This window comes from Actinophytocola gossypii (assembly GCF_025165815.1).
Taxonomy (GTDB): domain Bacteria; phylum Actinomycetota; class Actinomycetes; order Mycobacteriales; family Pseudonocardiaceae; genus Actinophytocola; species Actinophytocola gossypii.
Map to the genome: position 1 here is coordinate 12,566 of NZ_JAFFZE010000016.1, position 26,052 is coordinate 38,617.

General features: G+C 71.8%; 28 protein-coding genes. 9 read left to right on the plus strand and 19 right to left on the minus strand.

Features of this window, described 5'->3' with window-relative positions; translation table 11 throughout:
- Nucleotides 1-12: 12 nt before the first annotated feature.
- Nucleotides 13-1,278, minus strand: a complete 1,266-nt coding sequence (locus JT362_RS21245) for a hypothetical protein (RefSeq protein ID WP_260193270.1) — start codon at nt 1,276-1,278, stop codon at nt 13-15.
- A 104-nt stretch (nt 1,279-1,382) separates the two neighbouring features.
- The gene (locus tag JT362_RS21250; RefSeq protein ID WP_260193271.1) at nt 1,383-2,759 is read right to left on the minus strand and encodes a cystathionine beta-synthase; all 1,377 of its coding nucleotides are present in this window, start codon (nt 2,757-2,759) and stop codon (nt 1,383-1,385) included.
- 212 nt (nt 2,760-2,971) lie between these two features.
- Here JT362_RS21250 and JT362_RS21255 point away from each other — a divergent pair, with 212 nt between their 5' ends.
- Genes JT362_RS21255 through JT362_RS21265 form a run of 3 tightly spaced genes read left to right on the plus strand, consistent with a single transcriptional unit; the run spans nt 2,972 to nt 5,443 of the window.
- Entirely contained in the window at nt 2,972-3,796 is an 825-nt protein-coding gene (locus tag JT362_RS21255) for an SGNH/GDSL hydrolase family protein (RefSeq protein ID WP_260193273.1), read from the plus strand.
- A 35-nt stretch (nt 3,797-3,831) separates the two neighbouring features.
- On the plus strand, nt 3,832-5,052 hold the full coding sequence (locus tag JT362_RS21260; RefSeq protein ID WP_260193274.1) for an acetyl-CoA C-acetyltransferase: 1,221 nt from the start codon (nt 3,832-3,834) through the stop codon (nt 5,050-5,052).
- Nucleotides 5,053-5,062: 10 nt separating this feature from the next.
- On the plus strand, nt 5,063-5,443 hold the full coding sequence (locus tag JT362_RS21265) for a CPCC family cysteine-rich protein (protein ID WP_260193275.1): 381 nt from the start codon (nt 5,063-5,065) through the stop codon (nt 5,441-5,443).
- Between the two features lie 160 nt (nt 5,444-5,603).
- Here JT362_RS21265 and JT362_RS21270 read toward each other — a convergent pair whose 3' ends face one another.
- Nucleotides 5,604-6,896, minus strand: a complete 1,293-nt coding sequence (locus JT362_RS21270; RefSeq protein ID WP_260193277.1) for a geranylgeranyl reductase family protein — start codon at nt 6,894-6,896, stop codon at nt 5,604-5,606.
- 139 nt (nt 6,897-7,035) lie between these two features.
- On the opposite strand from JT362_RS21270, the gene JT362_RS21275 reads away from it, so the two are divergent.
- Complete coding sequence (locus tag JT362_RS21275; RefSeq protein WP_260193279.1) at nt 7,036-7,581, plus strand: hypothetical protein; 546 nt, start codon at nt 7,036-7,038, stop codon at nt 7,579-7,581.
- Between the two features lie 24 nt (nt 7,582-7,605).
- Nucleotides 7,606-8,271: a DUF4328 domain-containing protein gene (locus tag JT362_RS21280; RefSeq protein ID WP_260193280.1), complete on the plus strand. Its 666-nt coding sequence runs from the start codon at nt 7,606-7,608 to the stop codon at nt 8,269-8,271.
- Here the strand turns inward: JT362_RS21280 and JT362_RS21285 are convergent.
- The 11 genes from JT362_RS21285 to JT362_RS21335 all read right to left on the minus strand — a co-directional run bounded on the left by JT362_RS21285 (nt 8,237) and on the right by JT362_RS21335 (nt 16,485).
- Nucleotides 8,237-8,947, minus strand: coding sequence for a demethylmenaquinone methyltransferase (locus JT362_RS21285; protein WP_260193281.1), 711 nt, complete (start codon nt 8,945-8,947; stop codon nt 8,237-8,239). The two genes, JT362_RS21280 and JT362_RS21285, sit on opposite strands and share 35 nt — an antisense overlap.
- A gap of 23 nt (nt 8,948-8,970) precedes the next feature.
- Nucleotides 8,971-10,092: a glycosyltransferase family 4 protein gene (locus JT362_RS21290; RefSeq protein ID WP_260193282.1), complete on the minus strand. Its 1,122-nt coding sequence runs from the start codon at nt 10,090-10,092 to the stop codon at nt 8,971-8,973.
- An 83-nt stretch (nt 10,093-10,175) separates the two neighbouring features.
- Nucleotides 10,176-10,646, minus strand: coding sequence for a SitI3 family protein (locus tag JT362_RS21295; RefSeq protein ID WP_260193284.1), 471 nt, complete (start codon nt 10,644-10,646; stop codon nt 10,176-10,178).
- Nucleotides 10,647-10,661: 15 nt separating this feature from the next.
- Nucleotides 10,662-11,648 carry a CdiA C-terminal domain-containing protein gene (locus JT362_RS21300; protein WP_260193285.1) on the minus strand — a complete coding sequence of 329 codons (987 nt, stop codon included), beginning with the start codon at nt 11,646-11,648 and terminating at the stop codon, nt 10,662-10,664.
- A complete protein-coding gene (locus JT362_RS21305) occupies nt 11,639-11,977 on the minus strand; it encodes a hypothetical protein (protein ID WP_260193287.1) in 339 nt (112 codons plus the stop codon). Before JT362_RS21305 ends, JT362_RS21300 begins: the two co-directional genes overlap by 10 nt.
- An 83-nt stretch (nt 11,978-12,060) precedes the next feature.
- Complete coding sequence (gene paaE, locus JT362_RS21310; protein WP_260193289.1) at nt 12,061-13,122, minus strand: 1,2-phenylacetyl-CoA epoxidase subunit PaaE; 1,062 nt, start codon at nt 13,120-13,122, stop codon at nt 12,061-12,063.
- Nucleotides 13,123-13,701: a 1,2-phenylacetyl-CoA epoxidase subunit PaaD gene (paaD, locus tag JT362_RS21315; protein WP_260193291.1), complete on the minus strand. Its 579-nt coding sequence runs from the start codon at nt 13,699-13,701 to the stop codon at nt 13,123-13,125.
- Nucleotides 13,698-14,594: a 1,2-phenylacetyl-CoA epoxidase subunit PaaC gene (gene paaC, locus JT362_RS21320; RefSeq protein ID WP_260193294.1), complete on the minus strand. Its 897-nt coding sequence runs from the start codon at nt 14,592-14,594 to the stop codon at nt 13,698-13,700. The genes paaD and paaC overlap by 4 nt, the downstream gene beginning before the upstream one ends.
- 55 nt (nt 14,595-14,649) lie before the next feature.
- Nucleotides 14,650-14,943 (minus strand): 1,2-phenylacetyl-CoA epoxidase subunit PaaB, encoded by a 294-nt coding sequence (gene paaB / locus JT362_RS21325; protein ID WP_260193296.1) that lies wholly within the window; start codon nt 14,941-14,943, stop codon nt 14,650-14,652.
- 130 nt (nt 14,944-15,073) lie between these two features.
- Nucleotides 15,074-16,012, minus strand: a complete 939-nt coding sequence (gene paaA, locus JT362_RS21330) for a 1,2-phenylacetyl-CoA epoxidase subunit PaaA (protein ID WP_260193298.1) — start codon at nt 16,010-16,012, stop codon at nt 15,074-15,076.
- Between the two features lie 41 nt (nt 16,013-16,053).
- Complete coding sequence (locus tag JT362_RS21335; protein ID WP_260193300.1) at nt 16,054-16,485, minus strand: DUF3592 domain-containing protein; 432 nt, start codon at nt 16,483-16,485, stop codon at nt 16,054-16,056.
- A gap of 187 nt (nt 16,486-16,672) precedes the next feature.
- On the opposite strand from JT362_RS21335, the gene JT362_RS21340 reads away from it, so the two are divergent.
- Complete coding sequence (locus JT362_RS21340; protein WP_260193301.1) at nt 16,673-19,063, plus strand: immune inhibitor A domain-containing protein; 2,391 nt, start codon at nt 16,673-16,675, stop codon at nt 19,061-19,063.
- Nucleotides 19,064-19,112: 49 nt separating this feature from the next.
- On the opposite strand, the gene JT362_RS21345 is transcribed toward JT362_RS21340, so the two are convergent.
- The 5 genes from JT362_RS21345 to JT362_RS21365 form a co-directional block, all read right to left on the minus strand.
- Nucleotides 19,113-19,667: a TIGR03086 family metal-binding protein gene (locus JT362_RS21345; RefSeq protein ID WP_260193302.1), complete on the minus strand. Its 555-nt coding sequence runs from the start codon at nt 19,665-19,667 to the stop codon at nt 19,113-19,115.
- On the minus strand, nt 19,664-20,149 hold the full coding sequence (locus JT362_RS21350) for an SRPBCC family protein (RefSeq protein ID WP_260193303.1): 486 nt from the start codon (nt 20,147-20,149) through the stop codon (nt 19,664-19,666). The genes JT362_RS21345 and JT362_RS21350 overlap by 4 nt, the downstream gene beginning before the upstream one ends.
- Nucleotides 20,146-20,502, minus strand: coding sequence for an ArsR/SmtB family transcription factor (locus JT362_RS21355; protein ID WP_260193304.1), 357 nt, complete (start codon nt 20,500-20,502; stop codon nt 20,146-20,148). Before JT362_RS21355 ends, JT362_RS21350 begins: the two co-directional genes overlap by 4 nt.
- A 144-nt stretch (nt 20,503-20,646) precedes the next feature.
- Nucleotides 20,647-22,323 (minus strand): 2-succinyl-5-enolpyruvyl-6-hydroxy-3-cyclohexene-1-carboxylic-acid synthase, encoded by a 1,677-nt coding sequence (gene menD / locus JT362_RS21360; protein ID WP_260193306.1) that lies wholly within the window; start codon nt 22,321-22,323, stop codon nt 20,647-20,649.
- Entirely contained in the window at nt 22,320-23,624 is a 1,305-nt protein-coding gene (locus JT362_RS21365) for a hypothetical protein (RefSeq protein ID WP_260193307.1), read from the minus strand. Before JT362_RS21365 ends, menD begins: the two co-directional genes overlap by 4 nt.
- A gap of 62 nt (nt 23,625-23,686) precedes the next feature.
- Here JT362_RS21365 and JT362_RS21370 point away from each other — a divergent pair, with 62 nt between their 5' ends.
- The 3 genes from JT362_RS21370 (at nt 23,687) to menE (ending at nt 25,988) form a co-directional block, all read left to right on the plus strand.
- Nucleotides 23,687-24,610 (plus strand): 1,4-dihydroxy-2-naphthoyl-CoA synthase, encoded by a 924-nt coding sequence (locus JT362_RS21370; protein WP_375546541.1) that lies wholly within the window; start codon nt 23,687-23,689, stop codon nt 24,608-24,610.
- 10 nt (nt 24,611-24,620) lie between these two features.
- Complete coding sequence (locus JT362_RS21375; RefSeq protein WP_260193310.1) at nt 24,621-24,764, plus strand: hypothetical protein; 144 nt, start codon at nt 24,621-24,623, stop codon at nt 24,762-24,764.
- Between the two features lie 108 nt (nt 24,765-24,872).
- Nucleotides 24,873-25,988: an o-succinylbenzoate--CoA ligase gene (gene menE / locus JT362_RS21380; protein WP_260193311.1), complete on the plus strand. Its 1,116-nt coding sequence runs from the start codon at nt 24,873-24,875 to the stop codon at nt 25,986-25,988.
- The last annotated feature ends 64 nt before the right edge of the window (nt 25,989-26,052 follow it).

Here is a 26,052-nt window from a genome sequence, read left to right on the forward strand (position 1 = left end):
GTGTTGTTCAGCTCACCACTGGGGTGGCGGGCCGCCCTGCTGCGGGGGCTGGCCATAGCCCTGCTGGGGCGGCTGGCCGTACTGGCCCGGCTGCTGGCCGAAGCCCTGCTGGGGCTGACCGAAACCACCGGCCGGAGGGCCGCCGAAGCCACCCGGACCGCCCGGGCCACCGGGACCGCCGAGGGCGGACTCGGCGCCGAGGAACTTCTTGGTCTGCGGGATGAACGCGAGCGCACCGATCGCGCCGACCAGGATGCCGCCGATGAGCGACCACATCGGGGTGGTGAACGGGCTGTCGACGGGCAGGTCGCCGATGCTGATGAGGGAGCCGATGCCGGCGATCAGCATCAGGCCACCGCCGCCAGCGGCCACCATGCCGGCGAGCTTGTGCTTCAGGAAGATCAGCACACCGGCGCCGATGGCACCGAGCGAGCCGACGATCGCCATGATCGTCCACAGGTAGAGCATCCCGGGCGACGGGACGCCGGCGGCGTCGAGCTGCGCTTCCGGAATGGAGTCGTAGAGGTCGGAGTACTCACCGAGGTCACCGAGGTCGGTGAGCGCGAAGATGGCCACGAGCAGGCCGAGGAGCCCGGCCACGCCGGCGAGGCCCCAGGCGATCATCTGGGTGTTCTGGCCGGGACCGCCGAACGACGGGCCGGCACCGAGACCCTGCTGCTGGGCGAACCCACCCGGCGGCTGCTGGCCGTAGGGGGCCGGCGGCTGCTGGCCGTACGGCACGGGCTGCTGCTGGTTCGGGAACCCGGGGGGCTGGCCGTAGCCGGGCTGCTGCTGACCGAAGCCCTGCGGCTGCTGGCCGTACCCTGGCTGCTGGCCGAAGCCACCCGGCTGCTGGCCGGGGAAACCGCCGGCGGGCGAGCTGGCGTCGGCGCCGGGCGGCGGGTTGTACGGCGGTTGCTGGGGCGGCATCGAACCGGGTGGCACCATCTGGGTGGCTCCTGCGTCCTGGCCCGGCTGGCCGGGCTGCTGCTGACCGAACGACCCCGGCGGCACGACCTGGGTCGCGCCGGCGTCACCCGCGGCCGGCGGCTGCTGGCCGGGCTGGATCGCCTGGGTGCGTTCCACGCCGTCGGCGCCGGTCTGGGTGTTCGGGGACGGAGTCTGGCCCGGCTGGACGACCTGCGTCGGACCGGGGCTGGCGAGCGCGGGGTTCTGCTGACCCGGCTCCGCCGGTTGCCCGGGCTGCTGCTCGCCTTCCCCCTGCTGCGGTGGCGGGCCACCCTGCCATGGCTGGTTCGGCGGCTGCGGAGAGCTCATCGGGTTCCAACCCCTCATTCGGATCTCTGTCAAGGTGCGTTCGGGGCAACGCTAGCCCATTGGTGTTACGCCTGCCGCCAACGGTCCGCAACCATCACCGGGGGCTACCGACCGGCGAGGAATCCCAGCAGGTCATGGCGGGTGACCACGCCCGCCGGCTTGCCGTCCATCAGCACCAGCGCGCCGTCGGCGCCGGCCAGGGCGCTCATCGCGGCGGTCACCTGCTCACCGGCGCCGATGGTGGGCAGCGGCGGCGACATGTGCGTGTCGAGCCGGTCGGCCAGGGCGGCCTTGCCGGTGAACAGGGCCTCCAGCAGGTCCCGCTCGTTCACCGCGCCGACGACCTCGGCGGCCATCACCGGCGGCTCGGCGTTGACCACCGGCATCTGGCTGACCCCGAACTCGCGCAGGTAGGTCACCGCGTCGGCGACGGTCTCGGTCGGGTGGGCGTGCACCAGGTCCGGCATCGCGCCGCCGGTGCCCTTGCGGCGCAGCACGTCGCCGACCGTCGCGCCGGAGTGCTCGGGCGGCAGGAAGCCGTAGGAGGCCATCCAGTCGTCGTTGAACACCTTCGACAGGTAGCCGCGGCCGCCGTCGGGCAGCAGCACGACCACCACGTCGTCCGGGCCGAGCCGCTTCGCCAGGCGGATCGCCGCGGCCGCCGCCATCCCGCAGGAGCCACCGACCAGCAGGCCCTCCTCGCGGGCGAGGCGGCGGGTGACCTCGAAGGACTCGCCGTCGGACACCGCGATGATCTCGTCGGCGATGCCTCGGTCATAGGTGTCCGGCCAGAAGTCCTCGCCGACGCCCTCGACCAGGTACGGCCGGCCGGAGCCGCCGGAGTACACCGAGCCCTCCGGGTCGGCGCCGACGACCTTCACCCGGCCGTCGGACACCTCCTTGAGGTAGCGGCCGGTACCGGAGATCGTGCCGCCGGTGCCGACGCCGGCGACGAAGTGGGTGATCTTGCCTTCGGTCTGCCGCCAGATCTCCGGGCCGGTGGAGTGGTAGTGGCTCTCGGGGTTGTTGACGTTGGCGTACTGGTTGGGCTTCCAGGCGTTGTCGATCTCGGTGACCAGGCGGTCGGAGACGTTGTAGTAGGAGTCCGGGTGCTCCGGCGCGACGGCGGTCGGGCACACCACGACCTCGGCGCCGTAGGCCTTGAGGGTGTTGCGCTTGTCCTCACTGACCTTGTCCGGGCACACGAACACGCACCGGTAGCCCTTCTTCTGGGCCACCATGGCCAGGCCGACGCCGGTGTTGCCGCTGGTCGGCTCGACGATGACGCCGCCGGGCTTGAGCTCGCCCGCCGCCTCGGCCGCCTCGACCATCCGCAGGGCGATGCGGTCCTTCACGCTGCCGCCGGGATTGAAGTACTCGACCTTCGCCAGCACCGTTGCCGACACCCCGTCGGCCAGCGAGTTCAGCTTGACCAGCGGCGTGTTGCCGACCAGATCGATGACATGCTCGACGTACTCCACCTGCACTCCTCGCGTCCGTGACGTGCCCCCCGGCACGCGGCGAGCGTAGCCGTGCGTCGCTACCACGGCACGACCAGTTCCGCTCAGCGTGTTCGAGTCGACTTCCAACGAGACACTAGTGATGTGGGTCACGCTTCAGAACAGCGGCGTTACGGCTGACCGCCGTAGCAGGAACGCGATCCGGTGGTTCACTGGAGACGGGAGGAACGGCGATGGCATGGGTACGGGTACTCAAGGCCCTGATGCTCGGCGCCGGCTCGGTCGGTGGACTGTCCGGTGCGGCGTACGGCCTGCTCAACGGGCAGTCCAAGCGTGCGCGGACGATCATCGGCAAGACCGTCGCGCTGCCGCTCAACGCCGACGGCGTGTACCTGCCGGACGGCTCCGGCCCGGTCGCCGACGAGCCGGCCGATCCGCTGTCGTTCGCCGTCCTGGGTGACTCGCTCGCGGCGGGTCTCGGCGCCGAGACCGTCGGCCGGCTGCCCGGCGTCATCCTGGCGAAGGGCCTCGCCGAGGAGTCCGGCCGCCCGGTGCGGCTGGCGACCCACGCCGTCGGCGGCTCACGCACCTCGGACCTGGAGGTCCAGGTCGACGTCGCGCTGATCCAGCCGCCGGACCTGGTGCTGGTGATCGTCGGCGGCAACGACGTGACGTCCAGGATGCGGGTCGGCACGTCCGCCGAGGTGCTGGCCGACCAGGTGGCGCGGCTGCGGCGAGCCGGGACGACGGTCGTGGTGGGCACGTGCCCCGACCTGGACATCGTGCAGCCGATCCCGCAGCCGCTGCGCACGATCGCGTCGCGGTGGGGGCTCGCGCTGGCCAGGGCGCAGCGGCGGCGGCTGGAGCAGCAGGGGGTGCGGACGGTGTCGCTGGCGGCGCTGGTGTCGCCGGAGTTCCGCCAGCGCCCGGACGAGCTGTTCAGCGACGACCGGTTCCACCCGAACGGGGCCGGGTACGAGCTGGCGGCGAGCGTGATGTTGGCGCCGTTGTGTGATGCTGCCGGCTTGCTGGGGGGCAGGGAGCTTACTGGCGCGTAACCTCCCTGTCAGGCACCGAACAAGGGAGTTGCGCCATGCCAGATGCGGTCATCGTCTCCGCGGCCCGGTCCCCCATCGGCCGCGCGGGCAAGGGTTCGCTCGTCGACATCCGCCCGGACGACCTCGCCACGCAGATCGTGCGGGCGGCGTTGGACAAGGTGCCCGCGCTGGACCCGACCGAGATCGACGATCTGATGCTCGGCTGTGGCCTGCCCGGCGGTGAGCAGGGCTTCAACATGGGCCGGGCGGTGGCCGTCGAGCTGGGCTACGACCACCTGCCCGGCTGCACGGTGACGCGGTACTGCGCGTCGAGCCTGCAGACCACCCGGATGGCGTTCCACGCGATCCGGGCGGGCGAGGGTTCGGTGTTCGTGTCGGCCGGGGTGGAGACGGTGTCCCGGTACGAGCGCGGCAGCTCGGACAGCTGGCCGGACACGCGGAATCCCCTGTTCGCCGACGCGGAGGCGCGTACGGCGGCCGCCGCGGCCGAGGGCGCGAGCGAGTGGCACGACCCGCGCGAGGACGGGTCGGTGCCGGACGTGTACATCGCGATGGGGCAGACCGCGGAGAACCTGGCGCTGGCGAAGGGCGTCACGCGGGAGGACATGGACCGGTTCGGCGTGCGGTCGCAGAACCTGGCCGAGGAGGCGATCAAGCAGGGGTTCTGGGCGCGCGAGATCACGCCGGTGACGCTGCCGGACGGACGCGTGGTGGACACCGACGACGGTCCGCGGCCGGGGGTGACGTACGAGAAGACGTCGACGCTGCAGCCGGTGTTCCGCCCGGACGGTCGGGTGACGGCCGGGAACTGCTGCCCGCTGAACGACGGTGCGGCGGCGTTGGTGATCATGAGTTCGGACAAGGCCGCTGCGCTGGGTTTGACCCCGTTGGCGCGGATCGTGTCGACCGGGGTGTCGGGGCTGTCGCCGGAGATCATGGGTCTGGGGCCGGTGGAGGCCTCCCGGCGGGCGTTGGCTCTGGCGGGGATGACCATCGACGACATCGACCTGGTGGAGATCAACGAGGCGTTCGCGGCACAGGTCATCCCGTCGTACCGGGACCTGGGCATCGACGAGGACAAACTGAACGTCAACGGCGGCGCGATCGCGGTCGGCCACCCGTTCGGCATGACCGGCGCCCGAATCGCCACCACCCTGATCAACTCCCTGCAGTGGCACGACAAGCAGTTCGGCCTGGAGACGATGTGCGTCGGCGGCGGCCAGGGCATGGCCATGGTCCTGGAGCGCCTGAGCTGACCGGGCGCTAGTGGAATCGGTCGAGCCGGGCTACCCGTGCCCGTGCTGTGGTTACACCACGTTCGGCGAACCGCCGGGAAGTTACGAGATCTGCCAGGTGTGTTTCTGGGAGGACGACGCGGTCCAGCTTCGTTGGCCCGACTGGAGCGGTGGCGCCAACAAGCCGTCGCTGATCGACGCGCAGCGGGCCTACGCCGAGCATGGCGCGACGGAGTTCCGGTTCACCGGTCTCGTACGCCGAGGCACCGCGCCCGAACCGATCGATGCCGGCTGGCGCCTCATTGACCTCGCCGTCGACGACTTCGAGCCGCGAGGTTCCCAGGCGGCGTCCTGGCCCGATGACCGTACGACTCTGTACTGGTGGCGACCGACCTACTGGCGTCGTAGCTGAGGATGCGCCGCCAGAGGTTGTCCACAGCCGCCCCGGTTGTCCACATGTCGATCTTGTCCCGCCCGCTGAGCCTCACTCCGAACTAGACTGGCGCTGAGGGGTGCCCCCGGAGAGGGCGGGGGATGCCCTTCACGTGTAGGCGCGCGCGAATTTCAGCAGGTCAGACGCTGGGGGCCATGCGGGTGGCGGCGGTGATCATGCGGTCGAAGGCGTCGCCGTCCTTGGGGTCGTAGAGGCCGGCCAGGAGCTTGAGGACGAGCTTCATCAGGGTGGTGCGGGGTAGGCCGTACTTGGTGGCTGTGCGCATGACCAGGGGGTTGCCGATCAGGCGGCTGAAGATGTTGCCCAGGCGGTAGTAGCTGCCCAGGGCCTGCTTCATCGCGATCGGGTAGCCGGCCAGGGCTCGTTCGCGGGACGGGCCTTCGGGGCGGGCGAGCGCCTGGACCACGCACTCCGCCGCCAGCTTCGCCGACTCCATGGCGTAGCCGATGCCTTCGCCGTTGAAGGGGTTGACCATGCCGCCCGCGTCGCCGACGAGAAGGAGGCCTCGGCTGTAGTGGGGGACGCGGTTGAAGCCCATGGGCAGCGCCGCGCCGCCGATCTTGCCTTCGGCGTTGTGTTCGCGGAAGCCCCATTCGTCGGGGGTCCCGTCCAGCCACGAGCGCATCAGGGCTCGGTAGTCGGTTTTGCCGAACGCCTTCGACGTGGAGAGGATGCCCAGGCCGACGTTCACCGTGCCGTCGCCCATGCCGAAGATCCAGCCGTACCCGGGCAGCAGCCTGGGCTCGTCGCCGGAGCGGTCCCACAGTTCCAGGTGCGACTCCAGGTAGTCGTCCTTCGACCTCGGGGACGCGTAGTACCGGCGTACGGCTACGCCCATGGGGCGGCTTTCCAACTTCTCCATACCTACCGACAGCGCCAGGCGTGCCGAGACGCCGTCGCAGGCCAGGACGATCGGAGCCCGGTAGGTGACCGGCTCGCGGGACGGGCCGGCCTTGGCGGTCACGCCTACCACCCGGCCGTCGCGCTCGTCGGTGATCGCGCCGGTGACGTTGGTCTGCTCCAGGAGGCGGGCGCCGGCCCGCTGCGCGGTCCTGGCCAGCATCTCGTCGAAGTCCTGGCGGGGCCGCACCACGCCGTACGGGGGGAACGTCGCCAGGTCGGGCCAGTCCAACTCCAGGGTCACGCCGCCGCCGACCACGCGCAGGCCGCGGTTGTGCAGCCAACCCGCCTCCTCGCGGGTGTCCACCCCGAGATCGATCAGCTGCTTCACTCCGCGCGGGGTGAGGCCGTCGCCGCAGACCTTCTCGCGGGGGAACGTGCTCTTCTCGAGCAGCAGGACGTCCAGTCCGGCGCGGGCGAGGTAGGTGGCGGCGGTGGCCCCGGCCGGACCGGCGCCGACGACGATGACCTCGGCGTCCTCCGCTGCCTTGCGTCGGCTTGGTGTTCCCATTCCGGCGGCTCCTCGGGTGGTGGGCTTGTGAAAACGTTCACGAACATTCTATCCGCCGTCGGGCAATACCAGTGCGTGACGAAACGGACAGGCCCGATTCGGCGACTCTCAGATGACACCACGCTGCCTGGGGGCCGACATGGCGACTCCTGAACCGATCCTGCCGAAACCCGGCCCACCCCGGCCGGTCCCCCTGCTCGGACCGACCGCGGCCTCCTCCATCCTGGTCGGCGTCGCCTCGCTGGCCGCCCTGCTGGACGCATGGGCCACCTGGTACCGGCACGGCGTCGTCGTCGACTACGCCGCGGGCGAGCCGGGTGTCTGGGTGGCCGATCTGATGAGCGCGGCCGCCACCAGCCGCACCGCCGGCATCGTCTACCTGCTCGCGCTGGCTTCGGCGGGGGTGGCCCTGCTGGTCTGGGGCTCGCGGCTGCGCGCCAACGCCCGCCTGCTCGGCCACGACACCCGCCGGCGGTGGCGCACGCTCGCCGTCGCCGGCTGGTTCGGGGTCAGCCTGGTCGGAGTCGGGGCGACGCTCCTGGTGGACGCCGGCACCGCGGCGGAGCTGTCGACGCTGGGCGTCGTCGACTCGGTGACCGCCGTGGCCCAGCTCGTGGTCGGCGCGCTGGTCATCGTCATGATCAGGGTTGAAACGAACCAACGGGGCCGAGCGATGCGAGGGTGACGTATCACCGAACCTGGGGGTCCCGTGACCACGCACGAACCGGTCCTGCCCGACGACACCCTGCTGCTCAAGCCGCTGGGCGGGCTCGCCACCGCGACCTCCGTCCTGGTGGCGACCACCTGTGTGGTGAGCGTGGCCGAGATGTGGTCGTTCTGGAGCGCCTACCACACCGTCGAGGACTACGTGGCGGGTTTCGGCGGCGTCACCCTCGCCGACGTCGACGCCGCGGACGGCCGGAACCTCGCGATCGGGATCGCGCTGCTGCTCGCCACGGTGGCCACCGCGGTCGTCCTGATCGTCTGGCTGTGGCAGGCGCGGCTGAACGCGGAACAGCTCAGGCCGGACGGGCACCGCATGCGGCGCGGTTGGACGATCGGCGGGTGGTTCTGCCCGGTCGTCAACCTGTGGTTCCCGTTCCGGATCGTCACCGACATCTGGTCGGCGAGCGTGCCGCCGGGCACGGTCGCGCGGGGCCGGCCGGTGGCCCGGTGGTGGACGGCCTGGATCGCCACCCTGATCGCGGTGGCGATCGTGCGCCAGGACGCGCGCTACGCCAGCACCGTCGAGGCGCTCGAGAGCGTCGCCGTCGCCAACACGGTCGCCACCGTCGCGCAGTGCCTCGCGGGGGTGTTCCTGATCGCCGTGGTGCGACAGGTCAGCTCGTGGCAGGCGGTGCCTCGGCGGGTTTGACCGCGCGGTGCAGCGCCACGACGCCGAACGTCAGGTTGAGCCATTCGACGTCGCCCCAGCCCGCTTCGGCGATCAGCTGGGCGAGGGTGCGCTGGTCGTGCCAGTCGTGCATGGACTCGGAAAGGTAGGCGTAGGCGTCGCGGTTGGACGAGAACGGCCGGGTGATCAACGGCAGCAGCCGCAGTACGACGTTGTGGTGCAGCCAGCGGATCGGCCGCCACGGCGGCTGGGAGACCTCGCAGACCACCAGTCGCCCGCCCGGCCGCACCACCCGGTGCATCTCCCGCAGCGCGTCGACCGTCGGACTCATGTTGCGCAGGCCGAACGACACCGTGACCGCGTCGAACGCGTCGTCGGCGAACGGCAGGTGGAACGCGTCGGCGGCGACCTTCGGCACGTTCCGGTGCGCGCCGCTGACGAGCATGCCGAGCGAGAAGTCGGCGGCGACGCACCAGGCGCCGGAGCGGGCGTACTCGGCGGTGGACACCGCCGTGCCGGCGGCCAGGTCGAGGACGCGCTCGCGCGGCGACGCGTCCAGCACCCGGCGCGTCAGCCAGCGCCAGCGGCGATCGAACCCGAGCGTCATCACCGAGTTCGTCCGGTCGTAGCCTCTCGCCACACCGTCGAACATCTCGGCCACGTCGCGAGGGTCCTTGTCCAGCCCGGCACGAGACATGTCCAGACCCTACGACACCCGGATCAAGCGGCCAGCAGCGCGCCGCTCACCTGGTCGTAGTGGCCGAGCAACTCGTCGCAGACGGCCGGCCAGGTGCGGGTGCGCACGGAGGCGCGGGCCGCGGCACCGATCCGCCCGCGCAGGGCGCGGTCGGCCAGCAGCGACACGGTGGACCGGAGCTCGCCGGCGAACCGCTCGTCGTCGTGCGGTTCGAGCAGGAAGCCGGTACGGCCGGACTCGACCAGGTCACGCGGACCGCCCGCGTCCGGCGCGAGCACCGGCAGGCCGGAGGCCATCGCCTCCTGCGCGGCCTGGCAGAAGGTCTCGTGCGGGCCGGTGTGCACGAACACGTCGAGGCTGGCGTAGGCGGCGGCCAGCTCCGCGCCGGTGCGGAAGCCGAGGAACGCCGCGTCCGGCAGCAGGCGGCGCAGCGTCGGCTCCTCCGGGCCGTCGCCGACCACGACGACCCGCACGCCGGGCAGGCCGTGCAGCGTGGCGAGCCGGTGCACCTGCTTCTCCGGCGCGAGGCGGCCCACGTAACCGACCAGCAGCTCGCCGCGCGGGGCGAGGCCGGCGCGCAGTGCGGGGTCGGCGTGCCGGGGCGCGAAGCGGTCGGTGTCGACGCCCCGCGCCCAGTGGTACACGCGGGGCACGCCGTGCTCGGTGAGCGCGCGGACGGAGGCGAGCGACGGCGCGAGCGTGCGGTCCGCGGCGCTGTGCAGGCGGCGGATCCAGCGCCAGGCGGCACGGGCGCCGTGTTTGAGCCCGTAGGCGGCGGCGAACCCGGCGACGTCGGTCTGGTAGACCGCGACCGCCGGGACGCCGAGCCGTCTGGCCGAGCGCAGGCCGGCGGCGCCCAGCACGAACGGCGACGCGAGGTGCACGACGTCCGGCCCGAACTCGGCCAGGGCGGCGTGCACCTTCGGCGACGGGACGCCGATCGGCAACGTGCTGATGACGGGCAGGTCGACGGCGCGGACCCGGCGGACGGGGGCGTGCAGGTACCGGTCGGGTCCCGCGGTGCCCGGCGCGACCACGAGGGTGTCGTGGCCGCGCCCGTGCAGGTGTTCGACGACGCGGAGAACCGAGTTCGTCACGCCGTTGACCTGCGGCAGGAAACTCTCTGTGACGATGGCGACGCGCACGTCGATGACCGTCGCAACCCGCGCTGCCGACGGGAGAACGCCGACGTGGCCACGGGGCTAACGTTGCCGGAACGCTTGTGCCGTCAGTCCGCGAACGAGAGTTCGCCCCGCTCGTACGGCGGCGTCAGCAGCGCCAACAGCTCCGGCGGCCACACGTCGTCGCGGTCGTTGACCACGAGCGTGCCCGCGCGGCGAAGGAGCCAGATCGTCTGGTGGTCCTGGTGCAGCACGGCATCGTCCGCGAGGTGCGTCAACAGACCCGACACCAGGCGCACGATGTCGGCCCGTTGGCGGTCGACGTCACCGGTCTTGCCGGGTTCGAAGACCGCCATCACCGTCGGCTTGATCCCGAGGTCGGTGACGACGACGTTCCAGGGCTTCGGGTCGACCTCGACGACCCGGAGCCAGACACCGGCGGCGGTCACCCCGCCGGCCAGTGCGGAGTCGGCCGGGACCGGGGATTCCAGCGTGTTCGACGAGACGCTGTGCAGTGTCCGCGCGACCTCCGCCGCCGACAGGGTGGTCGCCAGCTCGAGGTGGTAGGAGATGGACATGATCAGGTTCCCTCGTCACGGGTAGAGGCGGCGGACATCGCCGTGTTCGTCGATCATCAGCACCTCGTGCAGGCCGTCGATCGGGTAGTCCCGCAGCTGCTGGTACAGCGCACCGTGATCGGCGTTGGAGTCCGTCATGTTCAGGGTGATCCGGTCGGCCTGACCGGCGACCACCTTTCCTTCGATCCTCGACGCGATGTTGCGTACGTTGTCGGTGGTCGGCGCGATGTTGTCGAAGTACTTCCCTTCGACCCGGTAGTCGGGATTCTTGCCAGTCGAAGTGGTCGGCGGATTCTGTTCGACATCGTATCCGTCCTTGGCGAGGATCTCGGCCGTCCGGTTCTCCAGTTCGAGCGCCCGCTTGTTCTCCGGCATCTCCTTGGGCGGGATGGTGGTCGGCGTACCACCCGGTTCCGCGTTCTCGTCCGGCGCGCCCGACGGTTGGGTGAGCCCGCGGGCGAAGTCACCCCACCGGCCGAGGTTCTCGCCCAACTCCTCGCCGAACTCCCCCCACTCATCTTCCGGCGGGGCGGCGGCCCGGATGCGCTGCGCCGCCGCCGGCAGCACGGTGCTCAACTGGCCGGCCAGCTGGGTGGCGATCTGTGTCCGGACCTGTTCGCCGATCGCGGGTGGCAACTGGTACGTGGAGGCGTACAGCGGCAGGGTCCGGTGCACGCCGTCGGCGATCGTGACCTTGGCGTTCCGGTCCTCCGCGACGAACATGGCGGCATAGTCGGCCATTCCCCGCATGGCGTCGGCCATTGGGCCGATCTGCCGTCCCGCGCTGGTCACGTCGGCGTGGAACGTGGCGCCCACGTCGTCCGTCCACGCCTCCAGCACCGGGCGGGTGTCGAAGTCCCCAACCGCGTCGAGGTGCCCGGCGCCCTGCCGCCAGCCCACCTCGAGACCGCCCAACAGGTCCGCTCGGCTGTCCGGCCAGCCGACAGCGGGTTTGATCCGCGCCCACAGTCCCAGTGAGTCGGCTGGTTCGGCTACGACCACCGAGCCACCCCGCCGGAGGACACCTGGTTGAGCGCGGCCGCGCTGGCCTCGTCGGCGGTGCGGTACTCCGCGACGCACCGCTGGCCCGCGGCACTCATCGCCCGGTACACCTCGGGCACCCGATCCAGCGCCGCCACCAGCGAGTCGGTCCGCGTGCGGTAACCCGCGACGAACGCCGCGGCCAACACGTCCGTGCCGATGCCCGCCTCAGCGGCGGTGATGTCGCCTTTCGCGCTCGCCCACCCGGTGGCGAACGTGTCGGCGACGGTCGCCATGCCGTCCATGAACCGGGACGTGGTGTCCGTGTTCATCTCCATGAATCCGGTCACGACCGCTCCTTTCCGCGCCCAACGGAATTCTCGTGTCGGCAGCGGCGCGGGGCGGTCAGGTTGTCCAGTTCATGCCACGGGTGTCAGGCGTCGTAGTCGACGGCGATCGTGGGTGAGCGGGGCAGGGCCTGGCAGGTGAGCACGAAACCCTCGTCCAGCTCGTGCTGTTCGAGGGCGTAGTTGCGGCGCATCTCGACCTCGCCCTCGGTCAGTTTGGCGCGGCAGGTGCCGCAGACGCCGCCCTTGCAGGCGAACGGCAGGTCGGCGCGGACCCGTTGGGCGGCGTCGAGGATCGGGGTGTCGGCGGGCAGGGTCAGCGTGGTCTCCCGGCCGTCGAGCACGATCGTGACGTCGGCGGCGGGGCCGTCGACCCCGGTCTCCTCGACGCGCCGGACCTCCGGCGGCGGTTCGTCCACATAGAACAGTTCGCGGTGCACCCGGTTCGGCGGCACGCCGTGCGCGTCGAGGGCGCGGCCGGCGTCGGTGAGCATGCCGTAGGGGCCGCACAGCCACCAGTGGTCCACATCGGACGTCGGGATCACGGTGCCCAGCAACGTGGTCAGGCGTTCCTCGTCGAGGCGGCCGGAGAACAGGGCCACGTCGCGGGGTTCCCGGGACAGCACGTGCACCAGCTGCAGGCGTGCCGGGTGGCGGTCCTTGAGGTCGGCCAGCTCGTCGCCGAACATCACCGTGTCGGTGCGGCGGTTCCCGTACAGCAGGGTGACCCGGGTGTCCTCATCGGACTCCAGGAGCGCGGTCATGATGGACAGCACCGGGGTGATCCCGGAGCCGGCGGCGACGAACGCGTGGTGGCCCCCGTGGTCGGCGGGGTCGGGGGTGAAGCGGCCCTGTGGGGGCATGACGTCCAGCAGGTCGCCGGGGCGCAGGCGGTCGACCAGGCGGGTGGAGAACAGCCCGTCCTCGACCCGGCGGACGCCGATCCTGGGGGCGGCCGACGGCGAGGCGCAGATGGAGTACGAGCGGCGTTCCTCGACGCCGTCGACCTCCTGGCGCAGGGTCAGGTACTGGCCGGCGCGGAAGGCGAACTCCGACGCCAGTTCGGGCGGGACGGCGAAGGTCACCGCGACCGCGTCCGCGCACAGCCGGTCCACCCTGGCGACCGGGAGCTGGTGGAACGTCGGCATCTACAGCTCCTTGACGTGCTCGAACGGCTCCCGGCAGGACTCGCAGCGGCGCAGCGCCTTGCACGCGGTCGCGGCGAACCGGGACAGCTCGACGGTGTCGGCCGAACCGCAGTGCGGGCAGTGCACCCGGCTGGGCGGCGGGGTCAGGTTCAGCGGGACCGGGCCGGCCGGGCGCGGGCCGATCCGGGCGGGCGGGGCGATGCCGTGCTCGGCGAGCGTGCGGCGGCCGGCGTCGCTGATCCAGTCGGTGGTCCAGGCGGGGGCGAGCACGGTGCGGACCTCGACGTCGGGGTAGCCGGCGTCGCGGAGGCTGGCGCGCAGGTCACGGCGCATCTCGTCGAGGGCGGGGCAGCCGGAGTAGGTGGGGGTGATGGTGACCACGACCCGGTCGTCGTGCTCGGTGACGTCGCGGAGGACGCCGAGGTCGGCGAGGGTGAGCACGGGCAGCTCGGGGTCGAGGACGCTCTCGGCGACCTCGCGGGCGGAACGGGAGGGTACGACTCGCGCGACGGGAGCGTACGACTCGCGGGACGGGAGGGTACGACTCGCGGGACGGGAGGGTGGGACTCGCGGGGTCACCAGGTGGCTCCGGGGAGGGAGCGGGCGAGGTGCTGCATCTCGGCCAGGAGGTAGCCGAGGGCCTCCGTGTGGGCGCCGTCGCGGCCGGTGCGGCCGGCCACGGGGGACATGGGTGGGACGGTGGGGCGCGGGAGGGTGGCGGCGGTGAGGACGGTGTCCAGGACGTCGTCGAACTCGGGGCGGGCGGTGGCCGGGTCGACGGCGATGGCGGGGAGGGACTGTTCGACGGGGTGGGGGGTGAACAGTTCGTCGACCAGGGGCCAGATCTGGTCGAGGGCGGCGATCATCCGGGTGCGGGAGTGGTCGGTGCCGCCGGCCAGGCGGAGGGTCCACTGGGCGGCGTGGTCGCGGTGGTAGGCGAGTTCCTTGACGCCCTTGGCGGCGATGGCGGCGAGGACCGGGTCGGCCGAGTGGGCGAGCTGGGTGAAGACGGCGAGGCGCCAGGTGGAGAAGACGAGGAGCCGGGCGATGGTGGTGGCGAAGTCGCCGCCGGGGCCGGGGCCGCAGTCGAGTTCGACCAGGCGGACGTTGCGGAACTCGTGCTCGTCGCGGAGGTAGGCGAGGGTGTCCTCGTCGCGGCCGGCGCCCTCGACCTCGCCGGCGCGGGTCAGCAGCAGGCGGGCCTGGCCGAGCAGGTCGAGCGCGATGTTGGCCAGGGCGACGTCCTCCTCCAGCTCGGGTGCGCGGGAGCACCACTCGGTGAGGCGCTGGGACAGGATCAGGGCGTCGTCGGCGAGCATCAGGCAATAAGTCGACAAGTCGACGGCGGACGTGTCGGCCGGCACCGCGCGGTCGACCCCGGCCAGCGGGTCGTCGAAGCCGGTGCCGAACGCCCAGTGCTGGTCGTCCCCGGCCCCGTCGGTGATCGCGTCGTACGCGTTGTCGAAACTCACGTCGCCCCCTCGCAGGCTCGGTCGCCTGTATCCATTGGTTCGCTCGCAAGCTCGCTCACAGGTGCGGCACGTCCTCGGGGATCTCGTAGAACGTCGGGTGGCGGTAGACCTTGTCGCCGGCCGGGGCGAAGAACGGGTCCTTCTCGTCCGGGGAGGACGCGGTGATCGCGGACGCCGGCACCACCCAGATGCTGACGCCCTCGTTGCGCCTGGTGTACAGGTCCCGCGCGTTCCGCAGGGCCATCTCGTCGTCGGGTGCGTGCAGCGAGCCGACGTGCACGTGGTTGAGGCCGCGCTTGCCTCGGACGAACACCTCGTACAGGGGCCAGGCCGACCTGGGGGTACTCATCGTTCCGCCTCCCCGGACTTGTCCCTGTTGGTCGCGTTGGGAATCTTGTGTTCGGCCCGGTCACGTACTTGTGGCTGGGTTGCGTCACGTTCCCCTGAGGTGACGGTCAGGGAGGTCGACAGCAGGGGCTTCAAGCGATCGCCTCCCTGTCGGTCTGCCGGTGGGCGTACGCGGCGGCGGCCTCGCGGACCCAGGCGCCGTCGTCGTGGGCGGCTCGGCGGTGCTCGATCCGCTGTCGGCTGCACGGGCCGTTGCCGCCGACGACCTGCCAGAACTCCGTCCAGTCGATCTCGCCGAAGTCGTGGTGGCCGCGGTCGGCGTTCCAGCGCAGCTCCGGGTCGGGCAGGGTGACGCCCAGGGCGTCGGCCTGCGGGACCGTCATGTCGACGAACTTCTGCCGCAGCTCGTCGTTGGTGTGCCGCTTGATGCGCCACGCCATCGACTGCGCGGTGTTCGAGGACTCCGCGTCCGGCGGGCCGAACATCATCAGCGACGGCCACCACCAGCGGTCCACCGCGTCCTGGACCATCCGGCGCTGCGCCTCGGTACCGCGCATCATCGTCATCAGCAGCTCGTATCCCTGCCGCTGGTGGAACGACTCCTCCTTGCAGATCCGGATCATCGCCCGCGCGTACGGCCCGTACGACGTGCGGCACAGCGGCACCTGGTTGACGATCGCCGCGCCGTCCACCAGCCAGCCGATCACGCCGACGTCGGCGAAGTTCAGCGTCGGGTAGTTGAAGATCGACGAGTACTTCTGCCGGCCCTCGACGAGCTTGCGGGTCAGGTCCTCGCGGTCGGCGCCGAGGGTCTCGGTCGCCGCGTACAGGTACAGCCCGTGCCCGGCCTCGTCCTGCACCTTCGCCAGCAGGATCGCCTTGCGCCGCAGCGAGGGCGCGCGGCTGATCCAGTTCGCCTCCGGCTGCATGCCGATGATCTCGGAGTGCGCGTGCTGGGCGATCTGGCGGATGAGCGTCTTCCGGTAGCCGTCGGGCATCCAGTCCCTCGGCTCGATGCGCTGCTCCGCGCCGACGACACGGTCGAACTCGCGCTCCAGTTCAGCGTCCACGACCTGATGTTACATCTGCGAGCACGATTTTCGGAAAGCTGTTATATCCGTCGGCGCAGCGCCCAGATCGCCGGTACCAGCACCGCCCACACGCCCAGGACGGTCAGCCCGACCGGCAGCAGCGTGACCACGGCCCCCCGGCCGGCCACCCGCACCAGCTCCGGATCGTCCTGCCGGTACTCGACCTCGACCACGTCGCCGACGTCGAGCCCGGCCGGGTACAGCACGCCGACCTGCGGGATCTGCTCGGCGCCGTCCGGGGTGTAGAAGCGGATCAGCGTGCGGGCGAACGTGTCGTCGAGCACCTCGGCGTTGGTGAGCACCATGCTCTCGTCGATCGCGATGTCCTCGGTCCACGCGGCGACCACGAGCACCACGCCGAGGAAGGTGACGATCCCGCCGAGGGCGAGCAGCGCCCGCGCGGCGACCCGACGGGTCAGCCGCCATCGGGCGTCGGTCCCCTGCTTCACCACGCGCCGAGCCTATCCGGCTGACGCTGAGTGGCCGGGTGCGCACGCCCACCTGGAGCAACACTACTGCGTTAGCCCGCTTGGATTACTTCTTTCGTCGGGTCCCAGGGAATTGCACTTTCCGTAATATCTCGCTGGCGCTGAGGCCCCCTACCGGGTGGTTTGCGCTTTCGCGAGATCGATGGAGGACGTGTTGCAACGAAGAATTCTCGTCGGCCTGACGAGCGCCGCCGTGGTGGCGTCCGGGCTGGCGACCCTCGGTCCGGCCGCCCAGGCGGCACCCTCGCCCGGCGCTCCGCCCGCCCAGGCGAGCGCGCACACCAACGGAATCGACGACCTGCCGAGCAAGACGGAGCAGAAGCGGCGGGCACTGCGCCAGGAGGCACTGGCCGACGTGCTGTCCGGCGAGCGCGAGGCGATCAAGCGCGGGGACAGCACCGTGGTGAAGATGGGCACCAAGCCCGGCCCGGAGACCGGGAAGCGCGGCGCGAACGGCACCGTCGACCAGTACGTCGAGCTGGCCCGGGAGAAGACGGACAACATCTTCGTCGTGCTCGCGGAGTTCGGCGACCAGCGGCACCCCGACTACCCCGACCAGGACACCGACCCGAACACGCCCGGCCCGGTGAGCTTCGATGGTCCGACGCACAACGAGATCCCGGAGCCGGACCGCTCGGTCGACAACTCCACGATCTGGCAGGAGAACTACGACCGGCAGCACTACCAGGACCTGTACTTCTCCGACGACCCGAACGTCGACTCGCTCGCCAACTACTACGAGAAGCAGTCCTCCGGCCGCTACTCGGTGCAGGGCACGGTGTCGGACTGGGTCGAGGTCGAGTACAACCAGGCGCGTTACGGCCGGTCCAACGGCTACCCGTGCACCGGCAACGTCTGCAGCAACGCGTACCACCTGGTCAAGGACGGCGTGAACGCCTGGTACGACCAGCAGATCGCGGCCGGTAAGACGCCGGAGCAGATCAAGACCGAACTCGCCCGCTACGACGTGTGGGACCGCACCGACCACGACGGCGACGGGAACTTCGACGAGCCGGACGGCTACCTCGACCACTTCCAGATCGTGCACGCCGGCGGCGACCAGTCCAACGGCGACCCGATCTACGGCGAGGACGCGCTGTGGGCCCACCGCGCGTTCGCGTTCAGCGGCACCACCTCCGGTCCGGACGGCAACCTGCAGGGCGGCACCGAGATCGGCGACACCGGCCTCTGGGTCGGCGACTACACGATGCAGCCGGAGAACGGCGGCATCGGCGTGTTCGCCCACGAGTACGGCCACGACCTCGGCCTGCCGGACCTGTACGACTACTCGGGCGGCGGCTCGAACCACGTCAACTGGTGGTCGCTGATGGCCCAGCAGCGGGTCTCCGGCCCGGGCGAGGTGCTGGGCTCGCGGGTCAACGACATGGACCCGTGGTCGAAGCTGCAGCTGGGCTGGCTGGACTACGAGGTCGTGGTCGCCGGACAGCAGCGGACGCTGGAGCTGGGTCCGCACGAGTACAACTCGACCAAGCCGCAGGGCGTCGTGGTGGTGCTGCCGGACAAGGAGGTCGAGTCCGAGCACGGGGCGCCGGCGGCCGGCGAGTACCAGTGGTGGTCGACCAAGGGCGACGACCTGGACACCACGATGACCAGGACCGTCGACCTGACCGGCGCGTCCACCGCGTCACTCGATCTCCGGACGCGGTACCAGATCGAGCAGGACTTCGACTACCTGTACGTGCAGGCGTCCACCGACGGCGGGGACACCTGGACGTCGCTGGACGGCACCGTCGACGGCGCGGCGTTCCCGCGTGACGGCGACGGGCAGCCGGCGCTGACCGGGACGTCGGAGGACCAGTGGGTCGACCTGAGCGTTCCGCTCGACCAGTTCGCCGGGTCGGAGATCCAGCTGCGGTTCCGGTACATCACCGACGGGGCCCTGGTGCAGAACGGCTTCTTCGCCGACGAGCTCGTCGTGTCGGCCGACGGCCAGCCGATCTTCACCGACGGCGCCGAGGACGGCGCGAACGGCTGGACGCTGAACGGTTTCCGGCCGACGAAGGCGGTGGAGACCGAGCTGTTCGACAACTTCTACATCGCGTCGAACCGGACCTACGAGTCCTACGGTCAGTACATGGAGACCGGCCCGTACAACTTCGGGTTCCCGGACCGGCCGGACTGGGTCGAGCACTTCCCGTACGAGACCGGTCTGCACGTCTGGTACTGGGACACGTCGCAGTCGGACAACAACACCAGCCAGCACCCCGGTGAGGGTCTCGCGCTCCCGGTCGACGCCCACCCGGCGCCGATCCACAACCTGGAGGGCGAGATGTGGCGGGAGCGGATCGCGGGTTACGACGCGCCGTTCTCGCTGTCCAAGGCGGAGTCGTTCACGCTGCACGTGAACGGCAAGCCGAGCTACATCCGCGGCCAGGCCGCGGTGCCGAAGTTCGACGACACCAGGAAGTACTGGTACGCCGAGCAGCCGTTCTCGGGCGTGAAGCTCCCGGCGACGGGGACGACGATCAAGGTGCAGAAGCAGCAGGGCACCTCGATGAAGATCCGCATCGGCAGCAAGTAGTCCACGAGAACGAGGCGGGCCTCTTCCCCTGAGGCCCGCCTCGTTCTCGTCATGGCCGCCAGGCGGGGTCGCGGCCGATGAAGGCCATCAGCCGGTCCTGCGCCGGGGCGTCGTCGGCGACCGGCACGGCCGGGCCGAACTGCCCGCTGTCGCGCAGCATCCGCTCCGCCGGCACCATGGCCGCCAGCCCGGCGGCGCAGCGCTCCTGGTCCAGGTCGGGCTCGCGGCCGAGAGCCTTGGCGAGGTCCCAGGAGTGCAGCCAGACGTCGTCGGTGTAGAACTGGTCGATCGCCTCGTCGACCGGCTTGTCGCCGGTGTGCGGGTTGCTCAGCACCCGCCCGGCCGGGTCGTCGAGGATCGCCTGGATGTCGGTGACGTGCTGCTTCCAGGCGCCGACCGGGTCGGCCCCGACGTCCAGCGCCGGCAGCTCGATCCCGGCGCCCTGGAGGAAGCCCCGGGGCCACTCGACCAGGTGCCGCACGATGTCGACGGCCGTCCAGTCCGCGACCGGGCTGGGCCGGGACCAGTCGCCGGGCGAGGCGGACTCGACCAGTTCGGTGAACCGGGCCGCGTCGCGGGCGTGCCGCTCGGCGGGCGCCGTCATCGCTTCTCGAGCAGTTCGTCGAGCTTCTCGTAGCCCTCGTTGACCCCGACGTCCATGCCGCTGGACAGCATGGCGTCCCGGGTCTCGAAGTCCGCGACCACGCTCAGCGTGCGCAGCCGGGTGCGGCCGCCGTCGAGCTCCTCGAAGGTCAGCGTCTCCAGCGCGACGCCGTCGGGCTGGCCCTCGTAGGTGAAGGTCCAGACGATCCGCTCGTTCCGCCGGACCTCGTGGAAGCTGCCGAAGAAGGAGGCGATCTCCTCGCCGTCGCGGTCGTTGGCGAAGGCCCACGCGCCGCCCGTGCTGGGCTCCCACCTGGTGATCCGGGTGGTGAGCGAGCGCGGGCCGATCCACTTGGCGTAGAGCTCGGGGTCGACGTGGGCGCGGAACACCTGCTCCGGGCTGGCGTCGAACTCCCGGACGATCTCGATCGTCGGCACCTTCTCGTCGGCGGCGATGGTGGTCTCGTGCCTGGTCATGGTCATGACGCGTCCTTCCGGGGCTGTTTCTGCTGGTTCTCGTCGGCGAGCAGGGCGTCGAGGCGCCGGTAGCGCTCCTCGACCTGCTGGCGGTACCGCTCGATCCACTTCGTCATCAGGTCGAACACCTCCGCGTCCAGGTGGACCGGTCGGCGCTGGGCGTCCTTGCTACGGGTGACCAGGCCGGCTTCCTCGAGCACCTTCACGTGCTTGGAGACCGCCTGGAGGCTCATGTCGTACGGCTCGGCCAGCTCGCCCACGGTCGCGTCCGAGGTGGCCAGTCGGGCCACCAGGTCGCGCCGGGTCGGGTCGGCCAGTGCCGCGAACGCTCGGTTCAGCCGTTCGGTGCTGTCCTCCACCACTCTTCCTCAACTTGTCGGTTGAGTATGAAGGTAGACCGCGCCACCGGCGTTGTCAACCAGATGGTTGAGCGAGGGTGGGAGCGTCCCCAACACCGCCCCTACCATCACTGGCCGCTGGCGTTGGGAGCGATCGTGGGCGCGTCAGTGGAGGGTGGCGGTGACCTCGGTGCGGAGGCGGGCGTGGAGGTCGCGGAGGGGGGCGCGGGTGGTCCGGACCTCGACGACGCGCGGACCCCGGGCGGGGCGGAGCGCGGCACGGAAGGCCTCGCGGTCGGGGGCGAGTGTGTGTGGGATGCCGTAGCCGGCGCACAGGGCGGCCAGGTCGGCCTGGTGGGGGGTGCCGAAGACGCGTTCGAAGCTTTCCTGGTGTTCGGCGGCGCCCTGTTCCAGCAGGGAGAAGATGCCGCCACCCGCGTCGTTGTTGACGATGACCGTCAGGTCCGGGCGGGGTTCCTGGGGACCGAGGAGTAGGGCGTTGACGTCGTGCAGGAACGTCACGTCGCCGATCAGGGCGTAGGTGGGGCGGGCGGTCGCCAGGGCGATCCCGGCGGCGGTCGACGTGTTGCCGTCGATGCCGGCCACGCCCCGGTTGGCGAACACCGCCACGTCGGAGCGGGGCTCGGCCACCAGGTCCACGTCGCGGATGGGGTTGGACGAGCCGAGGAACAGGTTCGTGCCGGTGGGGATGGTGGCCAGGACGTCCGCGGCCAGGTGCAGGCCGGTTGGCCACTCCTGTTCGTCGAGGAGCTTGTCCACGGCGGTGTGGGCGTTGGTGTCGGCGTGGCGCCAGGCCGGCAACCAGTCCGGGTCCACGTCGGCGACGTGGGGCATGTCGTCGAGGTCGAGCCAGGTGCGGACCTGGACGGCCAGGTGTTGGGGATCCGTCCACGCCGGCGCGTCGTCGATGACGTAGGTCGGGGCCTGGGTCCGCACGCGGCCGATCGCGCGGGACAGCGTCGGGCGGCCGACGACCACCACCGCGTCGGGGCGCAGGGTGTCGGGGAGATCGGCGGACAGGAGCAGGGTCCCTCGGCGGAGGACGTTCGCGCCGCCGGACAGGGCGGCCGCGTGGGCCGGGGGTTCGGCCACGGCCGGCCAGCCGGCGATGGCGGCGACCGCCGCGGCGGCCCGGGCGCGGGCGGGGCTCCCGCTGCCGAGGACCATGAGGGTGCGGGCGGGCAGGGGGAAGTCGACGCGGCTGACCGGCGTGGCGGCTGGGGCCACGGTGGTCCAGGACCGGCCGTCGGGGCGGCCGTCGAGGGAGTCCGGCCAGTGGGGTTCGAAAGTGGGGACCAGGGGCTCGCGGAACGGGACGTTGACCTGGACCGGGCCACCCTGTTCGGCGTGCGCGACGGCTCGGCAGACGAGGGCGCGCCACACCGCCTGTTGGCCGGGGCGGCGTTCGGCCACCGGGAACTCGACGGCGCCGGCGGCGGGGCCGAACAGGGCGCGCTGGTCGACGGTCTGATTGGCGCCGGTGCCGTGCAGCTCGGGCGGGCGGTCCGCGGTCAGCAGCAGGAGGGGCACGCGGGCGTGGCTCGCCTCCAGGACGGCGGGGTGCAGGTTCGCCACGGCGGTGCCGGAGGTGCAGGTCAGGGCCACCGGGCGGGCGCTACCCGTCGCGAGGCCCAGGGCCAGGAACGCCGCCGCCCGCTCGTCGACGCGGACGTGCAGGGTGACGCGGCCGGACCTGGCCGCCTCGAACAGCGCCATCGACAGCGGGGCGTTGCGGGAGCCGGGGCACACCACGACGTGCTCCACGCCGCACCGCACCAGCTCGTCGGTGATCACCGAGGCCTGCGCGGTGGACGGGTTCATCCCCACCACCAGCCCTGCAGGACCCGGGCCCGCAGCGCGGCGACCGCCAGCTCGCGACCCACCTCGTTGAGGCCGACCGGGCGCTCCACGTCGTCGGTCAGCAGGGCGCCGACCACCCGCAGGTCCCACAGGGCCTCCACCCGCAGGCGCAGCACGTCCTCCCGCGACGGCGGCGGGTCGACGGCGTACTCCGCCAGCACGACGCCGAGCCTGCGGTCGATCGCCGCGCGGTCGACGCGGTTCTCCAGCAGGAGCATGGTCAGCACCGTCTCCAGCACGTGCTGGCGGTGCGGCGGGTCCGCGTACCCGATGAACGTCGTGGCCAGCGCCTCGAACAGGGTGCGGTCGTCCGCAAGCGCGTCCTCGCCGACGTGGGTCAGGCGCAGGCGGCCGTCCTCGTGGTCGACGAGCTCGCAGCGGTAGGCCAGGTCGCGGAGCTGGCCCACCGGCGGCCAGTGCGACTCGCTGCGGCCGCTGCCGGGGAACGTGCGCGCGCACGGCATCGCCTCGACCAGGCTGGCCACCAGGTCCGTCGGCAGGTAGCCGGCCCTGGTCAGCTTCGCGCCCGGACCGGCGCAGCTCTCCAGCAGCAGGCGCAGCGGGGCGAGCGCGGGGGCCGTGTCGAGTTCGGTGCGCGGCGGGGTGGCCACGTCGGGCTCGGTGCGCACGAGCTGCTCGCGCAGTGCCTGGCTGGGGGTCTGGCGGGACCAGTACCGCATCCGTTCGGCGACCATCGCCTGGACGACCGTGCGGGCGCCGTCGTCGGCGATCCGGCTGCCCAGCAGGTCGAGGGCGAGCACCAGGCGCAGGGTGTCGGTCGCGGGGGTGGCCAGCGGGATCTGCCCCTCGGCGATGGCGGTCTCCAGCGCGCGGGCGATCGCGTCGAACGCGGCCGCCTCGTACGGGCCCGGCTCGGGCAGCCAGGCGATGTCCAGCTCCTCGGGCGGCAGCACGCCTGAGTCGTCCATCGCGTTGATCGCCAGCTCCGCGCAGCGCTCCCGGTCGCCGGCCGCGGCCAGCACCCGCTCCGTCCAGCGGCCCCGGCAGATCGCCGCGTACCGGGGCTCGCCGGTGAGGTCGAAGAACTCCGCGAACGCCGCCGCCACCGGGCGCCCGTCGGGCGGGTCGCCGGCACGCACCATCCTGGGCAGGATCAGCCACAGGTACCGCTGCACGTCGAACTGCGAGGCCCGGTAGCCGGTGTCGCCACCGGACAGCCCGTGCCACGCCTCGCTCACCCGGCGACCGGAGGCCAGGTCCCGGCCGCACAGGAGATCCAGCGCGGTGTCGACGTCGTGCACTGGGTCAGCTTGACACGGCGGTCCGACGGCGCGCGATTCACCGGGCGCTTCGGCGGGCCCATATGCTCGCCTGCGTGGCAGAACACCCCGTGTCCGAGCTGTTCGATCCCGCGGCCTGGCGGGAGGTCGATGGCTTCGACTTCACCGACATCACCTACCACCGAGCGGTCGACACCGGAGCCGTGCGGATCGCGTTCGACCGGCCGGAGGTACGCAACGCGTTCCGCCCGCACACCGTCGACGAGCTGTACCGGGCGCTCGACCACGCCCGGATGACCCCGGACGTCGGCTGCGTGCTGATCACCGGGAACGGCCCGTCGCCCCGGGACGGCGGCTGGGCGTTCTGTTCGGGCGGTGACCAGCGGATCCGCGGCCGGACCGGGTACCAGTACGCGTCCGGCGAGACCGCGTCGACGGTGGACCCCGCGCGGGCGGGCCGGCTGCACATCCTGGAGTGCCAGCGGCTGATCCGGTTCATGCCGAAGGTCGTGATCGCGGTGGTGCCGGGGTGGGCGGCCGGTGGCGGGCACAGCCTGCACGTCGTCTGCGACCTGACGCTGGCCAGCGAGGAGCACGCGCGGTTCAAGCAGACCGACGCGGACGTCGGCAGCTTCGACGGCGGGTTCGGCTCGGCCTACCTGGCGCGTCAGGTGGGGCAGAAGTTCGCCAGGGAGATCTTCTTCCTGGGGCGGGCGTACACCGCCGCCGACATGCACCGGATGGGCGCGGTGAACGCCGTCGTGCCGCACGCGGAGCTGGAGGCGACCGCGCTGGAGTGGGCGCGGGAGGTCAACGGGAAGTCACCGACCGCGCAGCGGATGCTGAAGTACGCGTTCAACCTGATCGACGACGGGCTGGTCGGCCAGCAGCTGTTCGCCGGGGAGAGCACGCGGCTGGCGTACATGACCGACGAGGCGGTGGAGGGCCGGGACGCCTTCCTGGAGAAGCGGGACCCGGACTGGTCGCCGTTCCCCTACTACTACTGAGGAGCCGGACATGGCCATCACGATCGCGATCCTGGTCGCGCTGCTGGTCGGGGTGGTGTTCGGGTTCGGACTCGGGCGCCGGCAGGGGGTCACCGAGGGCCGCCGGTCGGCGCTGCGCGACCTGCGCCGGGGCGAGCTGCCGGACGAGCACTGACCCGCGTCTCCTTCGATGGACGCGTCCGGATCGAGCGGACGTCGGCCAGGGTCGAGCCGTTCTGGGCGCTCGGCGAGCGCGGGCCGCGCTGAGGCGACAATGACCGGCGTGCGTGTGGTGGAGCTTGCCGGTCCGGGTGACGTCGCCGAGTTGACGGCGGCGGTGCGGGCCGCGCTCGACGGGTCGGGGCCGGCGGTGTTGCCGGTGTCGGCCGGGGATCCCCGGCGGGGTGAGCTGGTGGCGCGGCTGGCGCCGGAGCGGCCGGTGGCGCCGGGGACGGCGTTGGTGGTGGCGACGTCCGGGTCGACCGGGGTGGCGAAGGGCGTGCTGCTGTCGGCTCGTGCGCTGACGGCCTCGGCGACGGCCACGCACGCGCGGCTGGGCGGGCCGGGGCGGTGGTTGCTGACGTTGCCGGGGCAGCACATCGCCGGGGTGCAGGTGATCGTGCGGGCGTTGCTCGCCGGCGCGGAGCCGGTGGTGGCGCACACGTTTGCCGAGGGCGCGGACCAGCTGTTCCGGCTTCCCGGGCCGCACTACACCGCGCTGGTACCGACCCAGCTGGCGCGGATGGTCGACGAGCCGGACACGCTGCGCCGGTTCGACGCGGTGCTGCTCGGCGGCGCGGTCACTCCGGCCCGGCTGCTCGACCGGGCCCGGGACGCGGGCATCCGGGTGGTGACCACGTACGGCATGTCGGAGACCGCGGGCGGCTGCGTGTACGACGGGCTCCCGCTGGACGGTGTCGGCGTGCGGATCGCGGACGGCCTGGTCGAGCTGTCCGGGCCGACGCTGGCGGACGGCTACCGGCTCGACCCGGCGGCGACCGAGGCGGCCTTCGCGGGCGGCTGGTTCCGCACGGCCGACCTGGGGACGCTGCACGAGGGCAGGCTGACCGTGCACGGGCGGGCGGACTTCGTGATCAACACCGGCGGGGTGAAGGTGGTGCCGGCCGCGGTCGAGGACGTGCTGACCGCACAGCCGGGGGTGGCCGAGGCATGCGTGGTCGACCTGCCGGACCAGGAGTGGGGGCAGTTGGTCGCCGCGGCCGTGGTGCCGGCCGATCCGGCCGCGCCGCCGCCGGTGTCGGCGCTGCGGGACGCTGTGCGGGCGGCGCTCGGCGGCCCGTCGGTGCCCAAGCTGGTGCGGTTCGCCGACGCGTTGCCGCTGCGTGGGCCGGGGAAGGTGGACCGGGCAGGGGTGCGGGCGGCACTGCGCAAGGGGTGAAACCCGATCGGGGGAAATCGGACGGCGGGCGGCCACGCCGCGTTGACATCCGGACACCCGGCGC